This window comes from Cyanobium sp. Cruz-8D1, assembly GCF_024345975.1.
In the GTDB taxonomy this organism is placed as follows: Bacteria; Cyanobacteriota; Cyanobacteriia; order PCC-6307; family Cyanobiaceae; genus Cyanobium.
The window spans coordinates 1-17,819 of sequence record NZ_JAGQCD010000037.1 but is presented as its reverse complement, the minus strand read 5'-3'; the positions used below and the strand labels follow the sequence as shown (position 1 = coordinate 17,819).

The 17,819-nt window shown below is 68.0% G+C and carries 17 protein-coding genes; 10 read left to right on the top strand and 7 right to left on the bottom strand.

The window, feature by feature from the left end; all coding sequences use genetic code 11:
- The first annotated feature begins 69 nt into the window (after window positions 1-69).
- Window positions 70-729 (top strand): cytochrome b, encoded by a 660-nt coding sequence (locus tag KBZ33_RS16985; protein WP_396108707.1) that lies wholly within the window; start codon window positions 70-72, stop codon window positions 727-729.
- Window positions 730-752: 23 nt separating this feature from the next.
- Here the strand turns inward: KBZ33_RS16985 and KBZ33_RS16980 are convergent, their stop codons facing one another.
- A complete protein-coding gene (locus KBZ33_RS16980) occupies window positions 753-1,853 on the bottom strand; it encodes a methyltransferase domain-containing protein (protein ID WP_254954572.1) in 1,101 nt (366 codons plus the stop codon).
- Between the two features lie 52 nt (window positions 1,854-1,905).
- Window positions 1,906-4,095 (bottom strand): FAD-dependent oxidoreductase, encoded by a 2,190-nt coding sequence (locus tag KBZ33_RS16975; protein WP_254954571.1) that lies wholly within the window; start codon window positions 4,093-4,095, stop codon window positions 1,906-1,908.
- A gap of 88 nt (window positions 4,096-4,183) precedes the next feature.
- Here KBZ33_RS16975 and KBZ33_RS16970 point away from each other — a divergent pair, with 88 nt between their 5' ends.
- From KBZ33_RS16970 to KBZ33_RS16960, 3 genes are read left to right on the top strand one after another with little or no spacing between them, the layout of a single operon-like run.
- The gene (locus tag KBZ33_RS16970; RefSeq protein WP_254954570.1) at window positions 4,184-4,879 is read left to right on the top strand and encodes a glycosyltransferase family 2 protein; all 696 of its coding nucleotides are present in this window, start codon (window positions 4,184-4,186) and stop codon (window positions 4,877-4,879) included.
- Window positions 4,870-6,162, top strand: a complete 1,293-nt coding sequence (locus KBZ33_RS16965) for a hypothetical protein (protein ID WP_254954569.1) — start codon at window positions 4,870-4,872, stop codon at window positions 6,160-6,162. Before KBZ33_RS16970 ends, KBZ33_RS16965 begins: the two co-directional genes overlap by 10 nt.
- Window positions 6,163-6,184: 22 nt before the next feature.
- Entirely contained in the window at window positions 6,185-7,009 is an 825-nt protein-coding gene (locus tag KBZ33_RS16960) for a DUF547 domain-containing protein (RefSeq protein ID WP_254954568.1), read from the top strand.
- Window positions 7,010-7,024: 15 nt separating this feature from the next.
- On the opposite strand, the gene arsS is transcribed toward KBZ33_RS16960, so the two are convergent.
- Window positions 7,025-7,999 (bottom strand): arsenosugar biosynthesis radical SAM (seleno)protein ArsS, encoded by a 975-nt coding sequence (gene arsS / locus KBZ33_RS16955; RefSeq protein ID WP_254954567.1) that lies wholly within the window; start codon window positions 7,997-7,999, stop codon window positions 7,025-7,027.
- Window positions 8,000-8,066: 67 nt separating this feature from the next.
- Window positions 8,067-9,407: a cation:proton antiporter gene (locus KBZ33_RS16950; RefSeq protein ID WP_254954564.1), complete on the bottom strand. Its 1,341-nt coding sequence runs from the start codon at window positions 9,405-9,407 to the stop codon at window positions 8,067-8,069.
- 445 nt (window positions 9,408-9,852) lie between these two features.
- Between KBZ33_RS16950 and KBZ33_RS16945 the strand changes: the two genes are divergently transcribed.
- Window positions 9,853-11,559, top strand: coding sequence for a SulP family inorganic anion transporter (locus KBZ33_RS16945; RefSeq protein ID WP_254954563.1), 1,707 nt, complete (start codon window positions 9,853-9,855; stop codon window positions 11,557-11,559).
- Between the two features lie 54 nt (window positions 11,560-11,613).
- Window positions 11,614-12,507 (top strand): nucleoside triphosphate pyrophosphohydrolase, encoded by an 894-nt coding sequence (mazG, locus tag KBZ33_RS16940; protein WP_254954562.1) that lies wholly within the window; start codon window positions 11,614-11,616, stop codon window positions 12,505-12,507.
- Here mazG and arfB read toward each other — a convergent pair.
- Complete coding sequence (gene arfB, locus KBZ33_RS16935; RefSeq protein ID WP_254954561.1) at window positions 12,467-12,901, bottom strand: alternative ribosome rescue aminoacyl-tRNA hydrolase ArfB; 435 nt, start codon at window positions 12,899-12,901, stop codon at window positions 12,467-12,469. The genes mazG and arfB overlap by 41 nt on opposite strands.
- Window positions 12,898-13,635 (bottom strand): carbonic anhydrase, encoded by a 738-nt coding sequence (locus tag KBZ33_RS16930; RefSeq protein ID WP_254954560.1) that lies wholly within the window; start codon window positions 13,633-13,635, stop codon window positions 12,898-12,900. The genes arfB and KBZ33_RS16930 overlap by 4 nt, the downstream gene beginning before the upstream one ends.
- Window positions 13,636-13,692: 57 nt before the next feature.
- Between KBZ33_RS16930 and speE the strand changes: the two genes are divergently transcribed.
- From speE to KBZ33_RS16910, 4 genes are read left to right on the top strand one after another with little or no spacing between them, the layout of a single operon-like run.
- Window positions 13,693-14,586, top strand: a complete 894-nt coding sequence (gene speE, locus KBZ33_RS16925) for a polyamine aminopropyltransferase (protein ID WP_254954559.1) — start codon at window positions 13,693-13,695, stop codon at window positions 14,584-14,586.
- Window positions 14,583-14,729, top strand: coding sequence for an arginase family protein (locus KBZ33_RS16920; protein ID WP_254954557.1), 147 nt, complete (start codon window positions 14,583-14,585; stop codon window positions 14,727-14,729). Before speE ends, KBZ33_RS16920 begins: the two co-directional genes overlap by 4 nt.
- 26 nt (window positions 14,730-14,755) lie before the next feature.
- Window positions 14,756-15,346 carry a 2OG-Fe(II) oxygenase gene (locus KBZ33_RS21655; RefSeq protein ID WP_254954555.1) on the top strand — a complete coding sequence of 197 codons (591 nt, stop codon included), beginning with the start codon at window positions 14,756-14,758 and terminating at the stop codon, window positions 15,344-15,346.
- The gene (locus KBZ33_RS16910) at window positions 15,330-16,817 is read left to right on the top strand and encodes a lipopolysaccharide assembly protein LapB (RefSeq protein WP_255011862.1); all 1,488 of its coding nucleotides are present in this window, start codon (window positions 15,330-15,332) and stop codon (window positions 16,815-16,817) included. The genes KBZ33_RS21655 and KBZ33_RS16910 overlap by 17 nt, the downstream gene beginning before the upstream one ends.
- 20 nt (window positions 16,818-16,837) lie before the next feature.
- On the opposite strand, the gene KBZ33_RS16905 is transcribed toward KBZ33_RS16910, so the two are convergent.
- On the bottom strand, window positions 16,838-17,548 hold the full coding sequence (locus tag KBZ33_RS16905; RefSeq protein WP_254954553.1) for a hypothetical protein: 711 nt from the start codon (window positions 17,546-17,548) through the stop codon (window positions 16,838-16,840).
- Window positions 17,549-17,819 lie beyond the last annotated feature (271 nt).

The window sequence follows — 17,819 nt, the reverse complement described above, 5'->3', positions numbered from 1 at the left end:
ATCGGCGCAAACAGTGCCCCCGTTGACCAGTGAGTCCGGTCAAGCGGAGATAAATTCGCACCATCTGACATGGGGGTTGTTTGCCGATGGCACAGCCGCACCTATCAAGTTCTTCTGCTGCCTGAGCCCATCCCCATGAACCAGGCCCTCACCACAGCCCGAAGACCACGGCTCACTTCGGCCTTTCAGCGATTGATGTCGGTGCATTGGTGGATGGCAGGCTTGTATCTGCTGTTGTTCATCGGTGGCCCCTTCATGGCCCGGCTGAGTCGGGAGGTGTCCCTCCGCGGCTCCCTTTACGACGTTCACAAGTCGATCGGCCTGCTCACCATCGCCCTGCTGCTTTGGCGGATCGTGGTACTGCTTCAGGTGTGGTGGAAGAAGTACACCCGGCACCTTCCTGGGCTAAGCCCGAAGTGGTGGCGCAACATGCTGCTGCATGTCTTGCTTTATGGCTTCATGGTGGCGGTCCCACTGGCCGGATTGCTGCTGTCCAATTCCTTCAAGGCAGGCAATGTTGCGTTCTTCGGCCTTGTCATTCCTGATCTGTTTCCAGAGAACAAGGCGATGGTGGATGTGGGCCGCAGCCTGCACTTCTGGCTTTCTTACACCTTTCTCTCCTTCATCGTTCTGCACACCATCGCCCAGTGGCGAGTGGCGCAGGCCAACCTGCGCCGGCTGGGCGACACCATCAAGCGCCTGCGCCCCTCAGGGGTCGCTCCCAGCTGAGGCGCCCTGGGCGGGGCCCCGCTTCAGCAGCAGGAGCCGCTCGTTGCAGAAGTCTTTGCGGGAGTGGCCGCCGCGGCTGGGTCAGCCGTCGTCGCCTCGGGCCCGCCGAACGGCAGGGCCGTGCCGCAGCCCTCGAACAGCCCGTAGTGGCGGCTGAAATCACCAATGAAGCTGAAGTGGGGCGCCAGCCGGCTTTCGGCCAGCATGCGGAAGGTGTTGCCGCAGACCGGAAACACCCGGCCCGTCTCGATGTGGTGGTGCTTGTCGAAGGGCAGGGCGTCGGGATGGCCGGCGATGCTGCCGCGGTAGATCACCGCCTGGCCGTGGTCCTCGCAGGCGTCCTCCAGCGCCGCGATGTGGAACAGCCGGTAGGTGGCGGAGAAGAAGCGAATCGCGCCGGTGCGCCCAGCCAGCTCCGGGTCGGTGATCTCCAGGGGGCGGTCGTCCACCAGGCGGGCATCGGCGAATCCGGCGCGCCGCGCCAGCCGCAGGAAGTCGTTCCAGTAGAGGGCGCCGCTGAGGCATTCACCGTGCAGCACCGGGTCGTGGCGCAGGGCTTCGGGAACGCGCCGGTCGGCATACACATCGGCGAAGAAGAACTCGCCACCGGGTTTGAGCAGCCGCCGCACCCCGTCCAGCACCGCCAGCTTGTCGGGCGAGAGGTTGACCACACAGTTGGAGATGACCAGATCGAAGCTGCCGGGCTCCAGCGGCAGTTGATCGAGCTGCTCGATGCGGCCCTCCAGGAAGCGCACATTGGCGTAGCCGAACGCCTCGGCGTGGTGCTGGCTGTGGCGCCGGGCCACCTCCAGCTGCTCCGGCGTCATGTCGACGCCCACCACTTCACCGCCGGGCCCCACCAGCTGGGCCAGCAGATACACATCGCGGCCGCTGCCGCAACCCAGGTCGAGCACCCGCAGGCCGTCCAGCAGCGGCGGCACCACCAGGCCGCAGCCGTAGTAGCGACTGAGCACCTCGGGGTGCAGGCGGGCCAGCAGGGGCCGCAGGGGTGCGGGCACGCTGCTGGCGTCACAGCAGGCGTTGGTGCGCAGGTCGGCGCTGCTGCTGAGGGTGGAGCCGTAGTACTCCTGAACGCTGCGGTGCAGATCGGTGGCGCTGGTCATGGTGGGGGTCGTAGGGGCGGTGTGCGGGTTGCGTGCGGTGGCTGTGGGGGGCTCAGCCTTGGCGCCGCCAGGCGTGGTAGCGGCGCAGCCAGGGCAGCAGGTGCTGGGGCACCCGCTGCTTCTTCCAGACAGCGGCGGTGTACTGGTTGGCCTCGGCCAGGGTGGGGTAGGCGTGGATCGTCCCGAAGATCTTGCCCAATCCCAGGCCCCATTTCATGGCCAGCACGATCTCGGCCAGCAGCTCGCCGGCGTGCTCGCCCACGATCGTGGCGCCGAGGATCCGGTCGCTGCCAGGTGTTGTGAGCACTTTCACGAAACCCTGCTCGGCGCTTTCCACGATGGCGCGATCGAGTTCGTGCAGGGGGAAGCGCGTCACCTCCACCGTCACCCCCTGTGTTGCCGCCTCGGCTTCGGTGAGCCCCACCGTGGCCACCTCCGGTTCGGTGAAGGTGGTGCGCGGGATCACGCGGTCGTCCACCTTGAAGGAGCGCAGCTGGCCGAACAGGGCGTTCACCGCGGCGTACCAGGCCTGGTGGGCGGCGGTGTGGGTGAACTGGAACGGCCCGGCCACATCACCGGCGGCGTAGATGTTGGGGAAATTCGTCTGCAGGAAGGCGTTGGTGGTGATCGTGGCGCCGGTGGCTAGGCCCAGTTCCTCGAGGCCATAGCCCTGCAACCGGGCGCGCCGGCCCAGGGCGCAGAGCACGGCATCGCAGGCGATCCGCTCCTGCCGCTCCCCCTGCCGCACCAGCACCGTCACCGCCTCGCCAGGTGCGGCATCCGGTTCGAAGCCGAGCACCAGGGTGCCCAGCAGCAGGCGGACGCCGTCGGTCTCCAGGCCCTGCTGCACCTCGGCGGCCACATCGGCGTCCTCCTTGCGCAGCAGGCGGTCGCTGCGCTGGATCTGGGTGATCGGCAGGCCCAGCTGGGCCAGGGCCTGGGCCAGTTCGCAGGCGATCGGCCCGCCCCCCAGCACCGCCAGCCGCGGCCGCTCCAGCGGGCAGCGGGCCAGCCAGCCCCACACGGTTTCACTGGTCAGCAGGGGCACCGCCTCGCTCCCGGGCCAGTCGGGCCGCACCGGCTCGGCGCCGGTGGCGAGCACGATGGCGCGGGCCGTCAGCCGCCGCTCATCACCAGCCTGATCCTGGATCGCCACGGTCCAGGGATCCAGCAGGCGGGCCTGGCCGCGCAGCACCTCCACCCCCAGGCCCTCGTAGCGCTCGACGCTGTCGTGGGGGGCCACGGCCTCCACCTTGGCGGCCACCCGCGCCAGCACCTGACGCACGCTCAACAGCGGTTCCATCGGCTCGAGTCCGTAGCGGTCGGCCCGTCGCAGGCGTGCCGCCAGCCGGGCCGAGCTGATCAGCGCCTTGCTGGGCACACAGCCGGTGTTGAGGCAGTCGCCGCCCATGGCACCGCGCTCCACCAGCGTCACCCGCGCCTTCACCGTGGCGGCGATGTAGGCGGTCACCAGTCCCGCTGCGCCGGCGCCGATCACGATCAGGTTGCGATCGAAGCGGCGGGGGCGCCGCCAGGGGCTGTAGAGCCGCCAGGTCTGCCAGCGGCCGATGGCCGCCTTGGCCAGCCAGGGGAACAGGGCCAGCAGCAGCAGGGACCCCAGCAGCGGCCGGCTGAGGATGCCGCCGACCCCACGCAGCTGGGCCAGCTGCGTGCCGGCGTTCACGTAGACGAACGTGCCGGGCAGCATGCCGATCTGGCTGGTGAGGTAGAAGCTGGCCGCCCGGATCGGCGTCAGCGCCATCAGCAGGTTCACCAGGAAGAAAGGGAACACCGGCGCCAGCCGCAGGCTGAGCAGATAGGGCACCCCATCGCGCGCCACCCCCGCCTCGATCGGCGCCAGCTGGCGGGCGAAGCGTCGCCGCACCGGTTCCCGCAGCTGGGTGCGGGCCACCAGGAAGGCCAGCAGGGCGCCGATGCTGGAGGCGAACGACACCAGCAGGGTGCCCAGCCCCACCCCGAAGAGCGCGCCGCCGGCCAGGGTGAGCACCGCGGCCCCCGGCAGCGACAGGGCCGCCACCAGCACATAGAGCGCCACGTAGGCGCCGCCTACCAGCAGGGGGGCCTGCTGGCGCCGCTCCAGCAGGGCGCCATGGGCCCGCTGCAGGGCCTCCAGGGTCAGCTGGCGGTGCAGGCCGAGCCCGAAGAACAGGGCCACCACCAGGGCGATGGCGGCGAGCAGCAGCCGCTGGCGCCAGCGGGAAGGTGAGGGGGTTGGGGGCATGCCGCAGGCGCGTCTGAACAGCTACCGGCGAAGCCCCGCGGCGGATTGCCCGGCAGGCTGAGCGGGCTGTTGTGCTGCGGGATCGCCCATGACTCTGGAGGCCATTCAGGTGGTGATTCCGGCGCGCGACGAACGCGAGACGATCGGCCACGTCATCGGCCTGCTGCGCCGCCAGGGGCTCGACCGCATCCGGGTGGTCGACAACGGCAGCAGCGATGACACCGCCGCCATCGCCCGGCAGCTGGGGGCGGAGGTGATCAGCGAACCCCGTCCCGGCTACGGCCGGGCCTGCTGGGCCGGCTGCCTCAACCTCGACCCCGCGGTGCAGTGGCTGATGTTCTGCGATGGCGACGGCGGCGATCCGATCGAGGAGCTGCCCCGCTTCCTGGCGCTCCTGCCCGACCACGACCTGCTGCTGGGCGATCGCACGGCCACGGCCGTGGGACGCGCCTCGCTCACCCCCCTGCAGCAGGGGGGCAACCGGCTGGCCACCACGCTGATCACCCTGGGCTGGGGCTTCCGCTACCGCGACATGGGGCCGCTGCGCCTGGTGCGGCGCAGGGCCTTCGCGGCGATGGCCCTGCGCGACCGGGGCTATGGCTGGACCCTGGAGATGCAGGTGCGGGCGGGCGAGCTGGGCCTGCGCATCCGCGAGGTGCCCATCTCCCAGCGCCCGCGCCTGGCCGGCGTTTCGAAGATTTCCGGTCGCTGGGGGGCGAGCCTCCAGGCCGGATGGGTGATCCTCACCACCCTCGGCCGGCTGTGGCTGCGGCGATGGCGCTGACCTCCTTGCGGCGGCGCCTGCAGCTGCCGGCCAGTGCTCTGCTGCTGATCGTCGGGGCGCTGCTGATGCGGCCCTACGGCGATCTGTTCGACGCCGCCCAGCTGCTGCCGTTCTGGAGGGCGGCCGCGGTGATGGGGCTGGGTTTCGCCCTGTCCTGGTCGCTGCCTACCCTCCCCCGCGCCCTGTTCTGGGCCGTGGCGGTGCTGACGCGGCTGGCCCTGCTGGCCATGGAGCCCGGCGATGACATCTGGCGGTACCTCTGGGAGGGGGGGATTCAGCTGCAGGGGTTCAATCCCTACCGGCTGGCGCCGGACGCCGCGGTGCTGGAGGGGTTGCGCACGCCCTGGTGGTCGCTGATCAACCACCCCGACACCACCGCCATCTACCCGCCCCTGACGCAGTTGCTGTTCCAGCTGCATGCCGCCGTGGCCCAGCAGGTGCTGCTGTTCAAGCTCTCGTTCACGGCCGCCGACCTGGCGATCTGTGCGCTGTTGGCGGCCCGTTTCGGCGCGGCACCTGCGGCGCTCTACGCCTGGAATCCGCTGGTGATCTATGGCCTCAGCGGCGGCGGGCACTATGACAGCTGGTTCCTGTTGCCGCTGGTGGCCGCCTGGCTGCTGGCCGAGCGGGATCCCCCGCCCCAGGGCCAACGCCCCCAGGCCTGCATCGACCTGCTGCTGGGGCTGAGCGTGGCCCTGAAGTGGATCACCCTGCCACTCCTGCTGCAGCGGGCCTGGAGCCGCTGGCGCCAGTTCCGGCGGCCCGGGCCCGTGCTCAGCACGATGCTGCTGGGGCTGGCACCGCTGCTGCTGGGGGCCTCCCTGTTCTGCGGCCTGCGCAGCTGCCCGCTGCTGCCCACCGGCTCCAGCTTCATCCGCCACGGCCGCAGCGCCGAGTGGCTGCCGCACTGGATCGCCCAGCTCTGGCCCTGGACCCTGCAGACCAATGCCGTGCCTGGGCTGCTGCTGCTCCTGGCGCTGGCGGTGCTGCTCCCCAGCAGCGCCCGGCTGGGCGTTTTCGCCTGGCGCTACCTGGTGGTGCTGCTGCTGCTCTCGCCGGTGGTGCACGCCTGGTATTTCATCTGGCTGATGCCCTTCGCCGTGCCCAGCCAGAACTGGGGGGCGCGGCTGGTGAGCCTCTCCGCGTTTGTGTATTTCGTGCTGCCCTCGCGGCTGCCCGACTGGCAGCTCACGACCCCGGAACGGCTGCTGCTGTGGTTGCCCCTGCTGCTGGGGCTGCTGCTGAGCGCCCGCGGTCGAACCGAATCGCCCGCTCACCAGTAACTCCCTTGTCTGCCGCTCCGCCATGGTTCCCGTCCGTTCCCGCACCCCGTTGCTCCTGGTCTGCGGCCTGGTGCTGATCACCGCCACGGGCTGTGGCCGCGGGCCGGCCGTGGCCCCCCAGCCCCCCCTCGATCCCGCCCCCTTCAACGCAGTGCTGCGGTCGGTGGTGGATGGGCGGGGCCTGGTGGATTACGCCGCCCTGCAACGGGATCCGGCCCAGCTTGATCGCTATCTCAAGGCGTTGGGCGCTCTGGCGCCCAAGCGCTTCGCCTCCTGGTCCGAGGCCGAGCAGATCGCCGTCCTGATCAACGCCTACAACGGCTTCACCCTGCGCGCGATCATCGACAACGATCCGATCCGGCCCAGCATCAAGGCGATTCCCGGCGTGTGGAAGTTCCGCCGCCACCAGCTGATGGGCCGCAGCCTCACCCTTGATGGGATCGAGCACGAGATCCTGCGGCGCGAGTACAACGAGCCCCGCATCCACGCGGCCCTGGTGTGTGCCGCCATCAGCTGCCCGCCCCTGCGGCGCGAGGCCTTCACGGGTGCGGCCCTCAACCGGCAGCTGGAGGATCAGTCGACCCTCTGGCTGGCCAGCCCCGTGGGCCTGGTGATCGACCGGGCCGCCGGAACGGTGCAGCTCTCCCAGATCTTTCAGTGGTTCGCCGAGGACTGGCCGCGCGCCGATCCCCAGGCGGCGGCTGTGCCGGGCCACCAGAAGCAGAGTGCCGTGCTGCGCTTCGTCGCCCGCTACGTCCCCGCCCAGGAGCGGGCGCTGATCCTGGGCGGCGCTTTTCGCCTCTCCTACCTCCCCTACAACTGGGACCTGAATCGCCAGAGCCCCTGAGCGGCCCAGGGGGCTTCAGCTCAGGGCGCCCCCGCAGCTGGAGCCGGCGCCGGCGCTGCAGCCGAAGCAGTGATCGGCCACGGCGATCGGCTCCCCATCGGGGTCCTGCTCCAGCAGCTGCCGCAGGTGGGCCCGGGGGCCACTGCCGCCGCCGGCCGGCAGGTCGAGCATCTGGTTGAAGTCGCAGTCGAACAGGAAGCCCTGCCAGTCGACGCTGAGGGTGGAGCGGCACATCACCTGGGCCAGGTTGGCAGGGTTGTGGTGCTGGCGCAGCAGCGCCATGTAGCCCTCCAGCTGCCCCTGCTGGCGCAGCACCGCCGCGAAGCGCTGGATGGGCATGTTGGTGATCGTGAACAGGCGGTTGAAGCGCAGACCGAAGCGATCGGCCAGCTCGCGCCGGTAGTCGGCCTCCAGGGCGGCCTGGGGGGGCGGCAGTTGCGGTCCCTGGGGGTTGTAGACCAGATCCAGCTCCAGGCCTGCGTCCGGATCGCCGTAGCCGAGGGCGTTGAGCTGGCGCAGGCCCAGGAGGCTGCGCTCGAACACCCCATCGCCCCGCTGCCGGTCAACGTTGTCGGCGCTGTAGCAGGGCAGGGAGGCCACCACCTTGACCCCCTGCTGGGCCAGGAAAGCGGCCAGGTCGTCCTGGCCGGGCTCACTGAGGATGGTGAGGTTGCAGCGGTCGATCACGGCCACCCCCAGCCCTCGGGCCTGGCGCACCAGGTCGCGGAAGCCGGGATGCAGTTCCGGGGCGCCGCCGGTGAGATCCAGGCAGGTGAGGCCCCGGGCCTGCAGCACCGCCGGCACCAGGGCGATGGTCTGGGGATCCATCATCTCGGTGCGGCTGGGGCCGGCGCCCACATGGCAGTGGCTGCAACTCTGGTTGCAGCGGTAGCCCAGGTTCACCTGCAGGGTCTCGAGCCGGCCGCGGCGCAGGGCCGGGAACGGCGGGGCCAGGGTGACGGTGGGGACTCTCAGATCGGCAACGCCCATGGATGGAGGGGATGGAGTCCGGGGGTACCGGCCGGGCGGCGAAACGGATGGGCCGCCAGGCCGTGGCTCAGGTGGTCTGGGCTGCAGGCTCCGACTGTCCACCGATCACGAGCCTCAGCAGAATCGGGGCCAGGAAGGTGGTGCCGATCACCATCAACAGGATGGCGGCTTCCAGGGCCGGAGTGAGGATGCCCGCCTGGGTGCCCAGGCCCAGGAAGATCAGACCCACCTCGCCGCGGGGCATCATCCCCAGACCCACCACCAGCCGGTTGGTGGGGTCCTTGCTGGTGTAGGTCCAGCCGGCGGCCACCTTGCCGGCCACGGCCACCACCAGCAGGAACAGGGCCACCACCAGACCCTCGCGGTTGGCGGGATCGAAGGGGTTCAGCACCGAGAGGTCCATGCCGGTGCCGATCAGCACGAAGAACACCGTGGCGAACAGGGCCACCAGGGGTTTGACGGCGGCTTCGATGTCGTGGGTGTGCTTGGAGGCACTGAGGATCAGGCCGGCGGCGAAGGCTCCCAGGGCGGCCTCGAGGCCGATCGCCTGGGCGGCGAAGCAGCAGAGGGTGAGCACCACGAAGCTGGCCACCGCCACATCACCGGGAGCCTTGAGCTGATCCACCACCCAGTCGAAGGCGGGGGCGGCGAAACGGCTCAGCACCAGGGCGACAGCCACGAAGATCACTGCCGCGGCGCAGAGCTTCAGGATCGGCCCCAGGGTGAAGGAACCGCCACCGGCCAGGGAGACCACCACCGCCAGAATCACGATGCCGAGGATGTCGTCGAGCACGGCGGCACCGATGACGATCTGGCCTTCCTTGCGCTTCAGCCACTCCAGTTCACCGAAGACGCTCGCCGTGATGCCGATGGAGGTGGCCGTCATGGCGGCGCCGGCGAAGACGGCCGGGATGAACGGCACGTGGAAGAGGTAGTAGAGGCCGGCGGTGCCGGCGGCGAAGGGCAACACCACCCCGGTGAAGGCCACGGTGCCGGCCTGAACGCCCACGGCCACGAGTTCATCGAGCTCGCTCTCGAGGCCCGTCAGGAACAGCAGCGAGAACAGGCCGATCTCGGCGACGGCCTGCAGGCTCGAAAACGTCTCGCCATAGAGGGAGGTGACGGCGTCAGGCGTCATCCCGCCCAGATAGGTCAGTAGCCCGAGCACCGCGCCGCTCAGCTGGGCCTGGGCCTCAGGGGGCACGACCAGATGCAGACCCGAGGCGCCGATCACCACCCCGGCGACCAGTTCGCCCAGGATGGTGGGCAGTTGCAGGCGCACCATCAGCTCCGCCATCAAGCGGGCGGCCACGAAAATCACAAGAAAACGTCCAACCCCGATCAGGGTCTCCGTCACTTCAACCTGGTGGCTGCCGACTTCCATCAGCAGCGTGGGCAAAAAATCCATCAGGTGGCTTTGGGGGTGGATGCAGTTTTAGGTGGAACGGGGACCGATCGGTTGCCTCCAAGGGGCCAGAAACCACAGGTTGCCGTGATCACTCCAATCAGCGGCGGTGATCGATAGCCCTGACCAGGCCCGCCGTTAACGACGTTCTGGCTGGAACTCCCCTGCTGGCCAACCAATCGGGCTGCGTCAAGGCACCTTCAGCAAAGGCAGAATGCACACGGATGGCCATGTAGATGCCAAGGAAAACAACAAGTCACTCGATAGCCAGGGCGCCGCAGTGGCGGGTGAAGGCTGTGACCGCGGCCCCCAAATCCTGGGCCCCACCTGGGTGATGAGCCCTGCTCATCACGTCGATGTTCTTCGGCAATGAGCCACGGGGACGCAAAATCACCCAGCGGTTCATCCCAGCCCCTATGGTTGCGCCCACCCCCACCAATCGGTAGTGATGGCAACAGTTTCCCATCCCCCTGGACCACCTCCTTTCCGCCTGCTGAATCACATCAGCACCCAGAACATCAAGGGCGACCTCTTCGGTGGGGTCACCGCCGCGGTGATCGCCCTGCCGATGGCCCTCGCTTTCGGTGTGGCCTCCGGCGCCGGTGCCGCCGCCGGCCTCTGGGGCGCTGTGTTGGTGGGCCTGTTCGCCGCCCTGTTCGGCGGTACGCCCACCCTGATCTCCGAGCCCACCGGACCGATGACGGTGGTGATGACCGCCGTCATCGCCAGCCTGACGGCCCAGGATCCGGTGAACGGCCTGGCCATGGCCTTCACCGTGGTGATGCTGGCCGGCGTGTTCCAGATCATCTTCGGGCTGCTGAAGCTGGGTCGCTACGTCACCCAGATGCCCTACACGGTGATCTCGGGCTTCATGAGCGGCATCGGCATCATCCTGATGGTGCTGCAGCTGGGCCCCTTCCTGGGCCAGGCCATTCCCAAGGGCGGCGTCATGGGGACCCTCACCACCCTGCCGTCCCTGTTCGCCAACGCCCGCCCCGCTGAAGTCACCCTGGCCGTGGTCACCCTGGCGATCCTCTGGTTCACGCCGGGCCAGGTCAAGAAGGTGGCTCCGCCCCAGCTGATCGCCCTGGTCTTGGGCACGGTCCTCTCCCTCACCCTGCTCACCGGGAGCGGCGGCGGCGCAGCAGCCGGCGGCGAGGACATCCGCCGCATCGGTGAAATCGCCTCCGGTTTCCCCAGCCTGCAGTTGCCCCACTTCGCGCTGCCCCAGCTGCGGGTGATGCTGATCGATGCCGCGGTGCTCGGCATGCTCGGCTGCATCGACGCCCTGCTCACCGCCGTGATCGCCGACAGCATCACCCGCACCGAGCACGACTCCAACAAGGAACTGATCGGCCAGGGCCTGGGCAACCTGGTCTCCGGCCTCTTCGGCGGCATCGCCGGCGCCGGTGCCACCATGGGCACCGTCGTCAACATCCAGGCGGGGGGACGCAGTGCCCTCTCCGGCATCAGCCGCGCCCTGATCCTGATGCTGGTGATCCTGGCCGGCGCCCGGCTGGCGGCCCAGATTCCCCAGGCCGTGCTGGCCGGCATTGCCCTGAAGGTGGGCTTCGACATCGTCGACTGGGGCTTCCTCAAACGCGCCCACCGCATCTCGATCACCGGGGCGTTGATCATGTATCTGGTGATCGGGCTCACCGTGCTGGTGGACTTGATTGCCGCGGTGGGGATTGGCGTTTTCATCGCCAACATCCTCACGATCGACAAGATGAGCGCTCTGCAGAGCAAGTCGGTCAAGTCGGTCTCCACCGGCGACGGCGATCTGCTGCTCAACCCCGAGGAGAAGACCCTGCTGGATCAGGGCAAGGGCGAGGTGCTGCTGTTCCAGCTCACCGGCGCCATGATCTTCGGTGTGGCCAAGGCGATCGGCCGCGAGCACAACGCCATCGGCGTCTGCAAGGCCGTGGTGTTCGATCTCACCGAGGTCTCCCACCTCGGCGTCACCGCAGCCCTGGCGGTGGAACTGGCCGTCGAGGAAGCGATCGAGAAGGGTCGCCAGGTGTTCGTGGTCGGCGCCAGCGGCACCACCCGCCAGCGCCTTGAGAAGCTCGGGCTGTACGCCAAGCTGCCGCTGGAGCGCACCACCCTCAGCCGCCATGACGCCCTGCAGCAGGCGGTCGCGGGCCTGGCCTGATCACGCGCCCAGTGCCATCGCCAAGGATGGTCTCCGTGGTTCTTCTTCCCCGTGATGTCCGGTTCCCGGCCGCCTTCCCCTTCTGAGGCCGATGGGGCCACCCTGGCGGCCCTCGCCGAACTGGTGGCGGTCGTGGCCCGGCTGCGGGATCCCCAGGGGGGCTGCCCCTGGGACCTGGCCCAGACCCACAGCACCCTCATCCCCTACGTGCTGGAGGAGGCCCATGAGGTGGCCGATGCGATCCGCCGCGGCGACGACGATCACCTGGCCGAAGAGCTGGGCGACCTGCTGCTGCAGGTGGTCCTGCACGCGCGCATCGCCAGCGAAGCCGGACGCTTCGATCTGAACACCGTCGCCGCCGCCATCACGGACAAGCTGGTGCGCCGCCACCCGCACGTGTTCGATCCGGCGGCGGAGCGGGCCGATGACCCCGAAGCTGTGCGCCGCAGCTGGGAGGCGATCAAGGCCGCTGAACGCCAGGAGCCAGCCACTGCCAGCCCCCTCAGCGACCGGCTGGCACAGAAGGTGCGCGGCCAGTCCGCCCTGGCCGGCGCCATGACCATCTCCCGCAAGGCCGCCGCCGCCGGGTTCGAGTGGGATTCCATCGAGGGGGTGTGGGCGAAGGTGCAGGAGGAGATGGACGAACTACGGGAGGCCGTGGCCAGCGGCGACCGGGCCCATGCCCAGGAGGAACTGGGCGACGTTCTGTTCACCCTGGTGAACGTGGCCCGCTGGTGCGATCTCGACCCCGAGGAGGGCCTGGCCGGCACCAACCATCGCTTCCTCGACCGTTTCTCCCGGGTGGAGGCCGCCCTCGGTGGTGATCTCGGCGGGCGGGGCCTGGCGGAACTGGAGGGGCACTGGCAGGCGGCCAAGGCCCAGATCCGCGCCGAGAGTGGCCCAGGTCCTACCCCTCCTCAGGCGGACCCTGGCGGCGGCGGCTCTTGAGCGATCCCCGCTGTCGTTTGGCCTGCAGCCGGCGCTCTACCGAGCCGCGGCTGGGTTTTGTCGGGCGGCGGGGTGGCGGCGGCGGCGCGATCGCCGCCTGGATCAGCTCCACCAGGCGCTTCTGCGCCGCCTGACGGTTCTGCCATTGGGAGCGATGTTCCATCGCCACGATCACCAGGCCGGCCGGGCTGAGCCGGGCCGCCAGCCGCCGCAGGGCCCTCTCCCGCAGGGCGGGGGGCAGGGCATCGCTGGCGGCCAGGTCGTACACCAGCTCCACCCGGGAGTCGGTGGTGTTCACCCCCTGTCCGCCGGGGCCGGAGGCGCGCGAGAACCGCCAGCCCAGCTCGGCCGCCGGGATCACCCGGCCATTCCCCAGGGGCAGATCGCCGCTCACACCAGGCTCACGTCGCCACTGCCGATGTCGAAGTAGGCGGCCTGGATGGTCAGCCGCCCCTCCGCCACCGCCTGGCGCAGCAGGGCACTGCGCTGGGGCAGGGCGGCGGCGGCGGCGGCGGCATTGCGGCGCACCGCCTCGGCCAGGTCCGCCCCCGGCTTCAGGCTGGCCCGGATCGGTGTCACCAGCTCCTCCAGCAGGGGCGTGAGTGGCGCCTTGGCCATGGCGGCGGTCACCGCGCCGCAGCCGCTGTGGCCCATCACCAGGATCAGGGGCACCGCCAGCTCCGCCACGGCGAACTCCAGCGAGGCGACACCCGCGTCGAAGGCCGTGTTGCCGGCGCTGCGCACCACAAACAGCTCCCCGGCGCCGCAGGCGAAGATCCACTCCGGCGCCACCCGCGAATCGGCGCAGCAGAGCACCGAGGCCCAGGGCCGCTGGCCGGCGGCCAGGGCATCGGGCCGGACCTGGCAGTGCAGCGGCCAGCTCTCGGACAGCAGGGTGGCCCGCCCCTGGGGATCGTCGCTGCGCTCGGCCGCCTGCCAGACGCGGGAGAAGTCGCGGTTGCGGCGCAGCAGTTCCTGCAGTGGGTCGCCCTCGGGACGGCACACCGACAGCCGTTCCATCAGGGTGCCGTCCGCGGCGGCCGCCGCCGCCGGCCGCAGGGTGCCCAGGGCCAGCCCGGCGCCTGTCAGGCCAAGGAGCTGCAACAGGTGGCGTCTGGAATGTGCCATGGCGCCGTGACAAGGGGTCCTGCCGAAGGTTTAGCTGGAAAGCCACGAGCCAACCGCATGGGACCGCAACAGCCACCGGCCGACGCCTTCCCCAGCGGAGCCTGGGTGGACGAGGAGCTGGGTGGGGTGCGCTATGGCCTGGCCGCCACCCTGGTGGAGGAGCGCACCAGCCCCTACCAGCGCATTACCATCATCGACAGCCAGACCTACGGCAAGGGCCTGCTGCTCGACGGCTGCTGGATGACGGCGGAGAAGCAGGAGCGGCACTACCACGAACCGCTGGTGCATCCGGCCCTCTGCGCCGCCGCCTCGATCGAGCGGGTGCTGGTGATCGGTGGTGGTGATGGCGGCACCGCCCGCGAGTGCCTGCGCCATCCCGGCGTCGCCCACCTCGACATGGTGGAGATCGACGCTCTGGTGGTGGAGCTGTCTCGGAAGCACCTGCCCAGCCTCGGCGGCGACGCCTGGGCCGACCCCCGCTTCCACCTCACCGTCGGCGACGGCATCGCCTGGGCGGCCACCGCCCCCGACGCCAGTTACGACGTCGTGCTGGTGGATGGCTCTGATCCGGCTGGACCGGCCGAGGGCCTGTTCAACCGCAGCTTCTTCCAGCACTGCCGCCGCCTGCTGCGCCCCGGCGGTGTGTTCGCCACCCAGAGCGAATCCCCCGAGGCCTTCCGTCAGGTTCATATCGACACCGTGCGGCTGCTGCGCGAGGTGTTCGGCCATGCCGATCCGCTCTACGGCTGGGTGCCGATGTACCCCAGTGGCTGGTGGAGCTGGACCTTCGCCTGCCCCGACGGCCCCCGCTACCGGGAGCCACTGGCGGAGCGCGCCGCGGCGGTGGCGTCGGGCTGCAGCATCTGGTCGCCCCGCTGGCAGCGGGGGGCCTTCGAGGCGGTGCCCGCCTTCGTGGAGCGCGCGCTGGCTGACTCCGCGGTCGAGCCATGAGCCTGGAGCTGTTCGGCGTTCCCTACGACGGCACCACCCCCTTCCGCCCCGGCGCCCGCTTCGGCCCCCAGCTCGACCGCGATCTCGAGGACCTCAGGGTCGGCCGCATCGCCCGGCTCGAGAACCAGACGAGCTCCCCCTAGCCTGTTCCCACCTGCCATAGGCTCCAGTGCGCGAACCGGCGATCCTCGAGCACAGCATCGGCGAAGACTTCATCGGCTGCTTCGAGACCAACCACCAGCCCGAGTCCCTGGAGCAGTTCTTCGCCTACCTGGAAAGCAATGGCCTGATCGTGGAGCGACAACAGGGGAGGGAAGAGGTGCGAGATCATCAAGCCCTGCTCAATCGAGTGGCCCCTCGCTTTTTTCGAGACAGGCTAATCGCACCAATCTACCAGCGCTATTCCGCCCTATGCAATCAAGCGCTGAATCTTTATTTTGAACGCTATCCTATTTTAAAGGCCGGGCGCTACTTTCATCTGAACTGCAAGTTTCAGCGCACCAGACCCGGCGAGGGATTTCACGAGTGGCATTTTGAAAACAGTGGAGAAGTGCCGTTTCGCAAATTAGTGACCATGCTCTACCTCAACACAGTTGAAGCCGGGGGCGAAACCGAATTCCTGTATCTCCACCGCCGGATCGAACCGCGTCAGGGAAGACTCGTGATCTTCCCAGCCGGCTTCACCCACACCCACCGGGGTAATCCACCCTTGAGCGGTGACAAATACATTCTCACCTCCTGGCTTGAAGAATTCCCTTGATCCAACGGGTGTGATTGGCCGCATGCGCAGCGCCATGCAGAGCGCTGATTGGTCTGCTGCCATCAGTGCCGCTGAAGCTTGGCGCCACAATGGCGGACGCGACTGGCGCATCACCCTCAATCAAGCCGTCTGTGCCAGCAGGATCCGTCATGGACCCGAATACACCTGGCTGCAACTCGTCCAGGAGGCCCTGCAGCAGAGCGGCCATGCCCCAATCGCACTGCTGGCAGCATCCGAAGTGCATTGCGCCACCGGGCAATGGGAAGAGGCGCTGGCGCTGGTGGCGGAACTGGAGCAACGAAGGCAAGCGCAACTCCCCTGGGAAGCCATCCGGTTGCGCTGCGAAGCCCTAGGCAGGCTCGGCCAGACATCAAGGGCCCTTGAGGAACTCCTGCAATGGCCCCCCGGCCAAAGGGACTGGCGTTGGCAGATGGCAAAAGCCGACGCCCATGTGCAGGCAAACCAGTGGCGAGAAGCCGAGCATCTCTACACATCGGTGCTGGCAGAGCGGCCCCATCAACCAGAAGCCCACCTCAACCTTGCGTTAGCGCTTCTCAGTCAGCAACGCTGCGCTGAAGCTTGGCCCCACTACGAGTGGCGACGCAGCAATCCACGCCTGAACCAGTGGGGAATTCCGCAGCCACTCCCCTCGCTGGCCAGTCTGATCGGGCAGGACGTGGTGGTGGTGGGCGAGCAGGGTATCGGCGACCAGGTGATGGCTTGCCGCTACCTGCGACACCTGGCCTGTGCCTGCCGCAGCCTCCACGTCGAGCCAGCGCCTCGGCTCGCGCCCCTGCTGCAGCGCAGCCTGCCCAACACCGTGACGGTGGTCTCTCCAGGCGCCAGCCCACAGGACACCCTGGTGATCGGCATGGCCAGCCTGCCCATGCTGTTCTGGCAGGAGCTGGGTCTGGCCGCACCAGGAGCTGGGGGCTACCTCCAAACGGATCGCCAGCGCGTGGAGCACTGGAGACAGCAGTTGGTTGGATTGCCGCACGGGCTCCGGCTAGGGATCGGCTGGCTGGGTGGTTCGACAGGCGCGGAACGTCGCGAGCGCTCGCTCAGCCCCGCCGATCTTCAACTCCTGGGAGATTGGCCGGATGTGCAATGGCTGGACCTCCAATACCTGCCAGCAGGAATGGAACTACTGGCAACTGTCAGCACCCAGGCCGGTATGCATCGCCTCGGACACCCCGGCTCAGATATAGACGACACAATGGCCCTGATCCAAAGCCTCGACGGGGTGCTGACCACGCGCCAGACCGTGGCCCACCTGGCTGGGGCGCTCGCAAAACCAGGTCAGGTGCTGGTTCCAGCTCGCCCGGAATGGCGCTACTGGGGGGTCAACAACCGGTGGGCTTGGCACCCATCGCTGACGCTGATCCAACAGGAGGAGCGTGGCACATGGGAACCAGCACTACGCCAAGCGAGTCACCATTGGCGATTCCAGACTTGGACAACATCAACATGAACACAATGGTGCCCGGGGGATTAGCCCACCCCCAGCTGGCGCTCCAGAGCCTGACGCTCGAGACGCCAAAGATCCGCCAAACAACCACCGGCAGTGGCAAAGCCTGGCAACCAGGGCCCACCAAGAGTCCAGTGTGCCAGCGAGGGCAACTGCTGAAGTGATACAGGCGCATCGAGATCGACCAGATGGTTCCAGTTCCGCGGCAATGGCCCTGGCTCAGCCTCAGCCCCCTCAAGCCAAGTAAAACAATGCAAATCGAGGCCAGAAGCCCGGTTTACAAAATCAGGAGTAAGGCGTGAACAACGTGAGGCATTGAACAACATCAGCGAACTCCAATTCTTTCGGGAGTAATGCGATTGAGGCAAGCCACCCATTTTGAGGTGGCCCCATGCACGGCCCGGGTGTTGAACACACATCAACGAATAAGTGTTATGACGCAGCGCCCACAGCCTGGCAGGATCCTCCAAGCAGAGCATGTCACCATCCAGGTAGATACCCCAGCCTCGATAATCAAGCAGGGCTGGCACCAGAAAGCGGCTGAATGAAAAGTCTGTGCTCTGGAGCGGGTCCCATTCGCGCCAATAAAGGCCTGCACGCTCAAGCTGAGGTTGCTCAAGAAAAGTGATTGTGATCGGCAGGCTGCTACGTCTCCTGAGGGAATGAGCCAGCACCAGAGCAGCCTCACGCTGCTGCTGATCACAGCCAATAAAAACCTGAATCCGTGAATTCATTGCATCACTGTCGGTAAACCATCACAAGCACAACGAAGCAGGATCAGGGAAACAGGGCAGCAGAGTTGCCAGAATACGCCGTGTAAAAGCCAAGAAGCGGAGCATGGACAGAGCGCACTCAACATGGATCTGACAACGAGTTAAGGGAACTTCGAAAAATCAACAAGGCACTTGATTGTGGCATGATTCCGATTATGATCGGTTAAGCAATCTTCACAACAACTGTGGGTCAGAGAGGCTTCTGGGACGAGCAGCAAAGAGTCACAAAGCT

Coding starts and splice junctions, on each gene's coding strand:
- KBZ33_RS16985 (WP_396108707.1), top strand. CDS start 70: ATGGGGGTTGTTTGCCGATGGCACAGCCGCACCTATCAAGTTCTTCTG.
- KBZ33_RS16980 (WP_254954572.1), bottom strand. CDS start 1,853: ATGACCAGCGCCACCGATCTGCACCGCAGCGTTCAGGAGTACTACGGC.
- KBZ33_RS16975 (WP_254954571.1), bottom strand. CDS start 4,095: ATGCCCCCAACCCCCTCACCTTCCCGCTGGCGCCAGCGGCTGCTGCTC.
- KBZ33_RS16970 (WP_254954570.1), top strand. CDS start 4,184: ATGACTCTGGAGGCCATTCAGGTGGTGATTCCGGCGCGCGACGAACGC.
- KBZ33_RS16965 (WP_254954569.1), top strand. CDS start 4,870: ATGGCGCTGACCTCCTTGCGGCGGCGCCTGCAGCTGCCGGCCAGTGCT.
- KBZ33_RS16960 (WP_254954568.1), top strand. CDS start 6,185: ATGGTTCCCGTCCGTTCCCGCACCCCGTTGCTCCTGGTCTGCGGCCTG.
- arsS (WP_254954567.1), bottom strand. CDS start 7,999: ATGGGCGTTGCCGATCTGAGAGTCCCCACCGTCACCCTGGCCCCGCCG.
- KBZ33_RS16950 (WP_254954564.1), bottom strand. CDS start 9,407: ATGGATTTTTTGCCCACGCTGCTGATGGAAGTCGGCAGCCACCAGGTT.
- KBZ33_RS16945 (WP_254954563.1), top strand. CDS start 9,853: ATGGCAACAGTTTCCCATCCCCCTGGACCACCTCCTTTCCGCCTGCTG.
- mazG (WP_254954562.1), top strand. CDS start 11,614: ATGTCCGGTTCCCGGCCGCCTTCCCCTTCTGAGGCCGATGGGGCCACC.
- KBZ33_RS16930 (WP_254954560.1), bottom strand. CDS start 13,635: ATGGCACATTCCAGACGCCACCTGTTGCAGCTCCTTGGCCTGACAGGC.
- speE (WP_254954559.1), top strand. CDS start 13,693: ATGGGACCGCAACAGCCACCGGCCGACGCCTTCCCCAGCGGAGCCTGG.
- KBZ33_RS16920 (WP_254954557.1), top strand. CDS start 14,583: ATGAGCCTGGAGCTGTTCGGCGTTCCCTACGACGGCACCACCCCCTTC.
- KBZ33_RS16905 (WP_254954553.1), bottom strand. CDS start 17,548: ATGAATTCACGGATTCAGGTTTTTATTGGCTGTGATCAGCAGCAGCGT.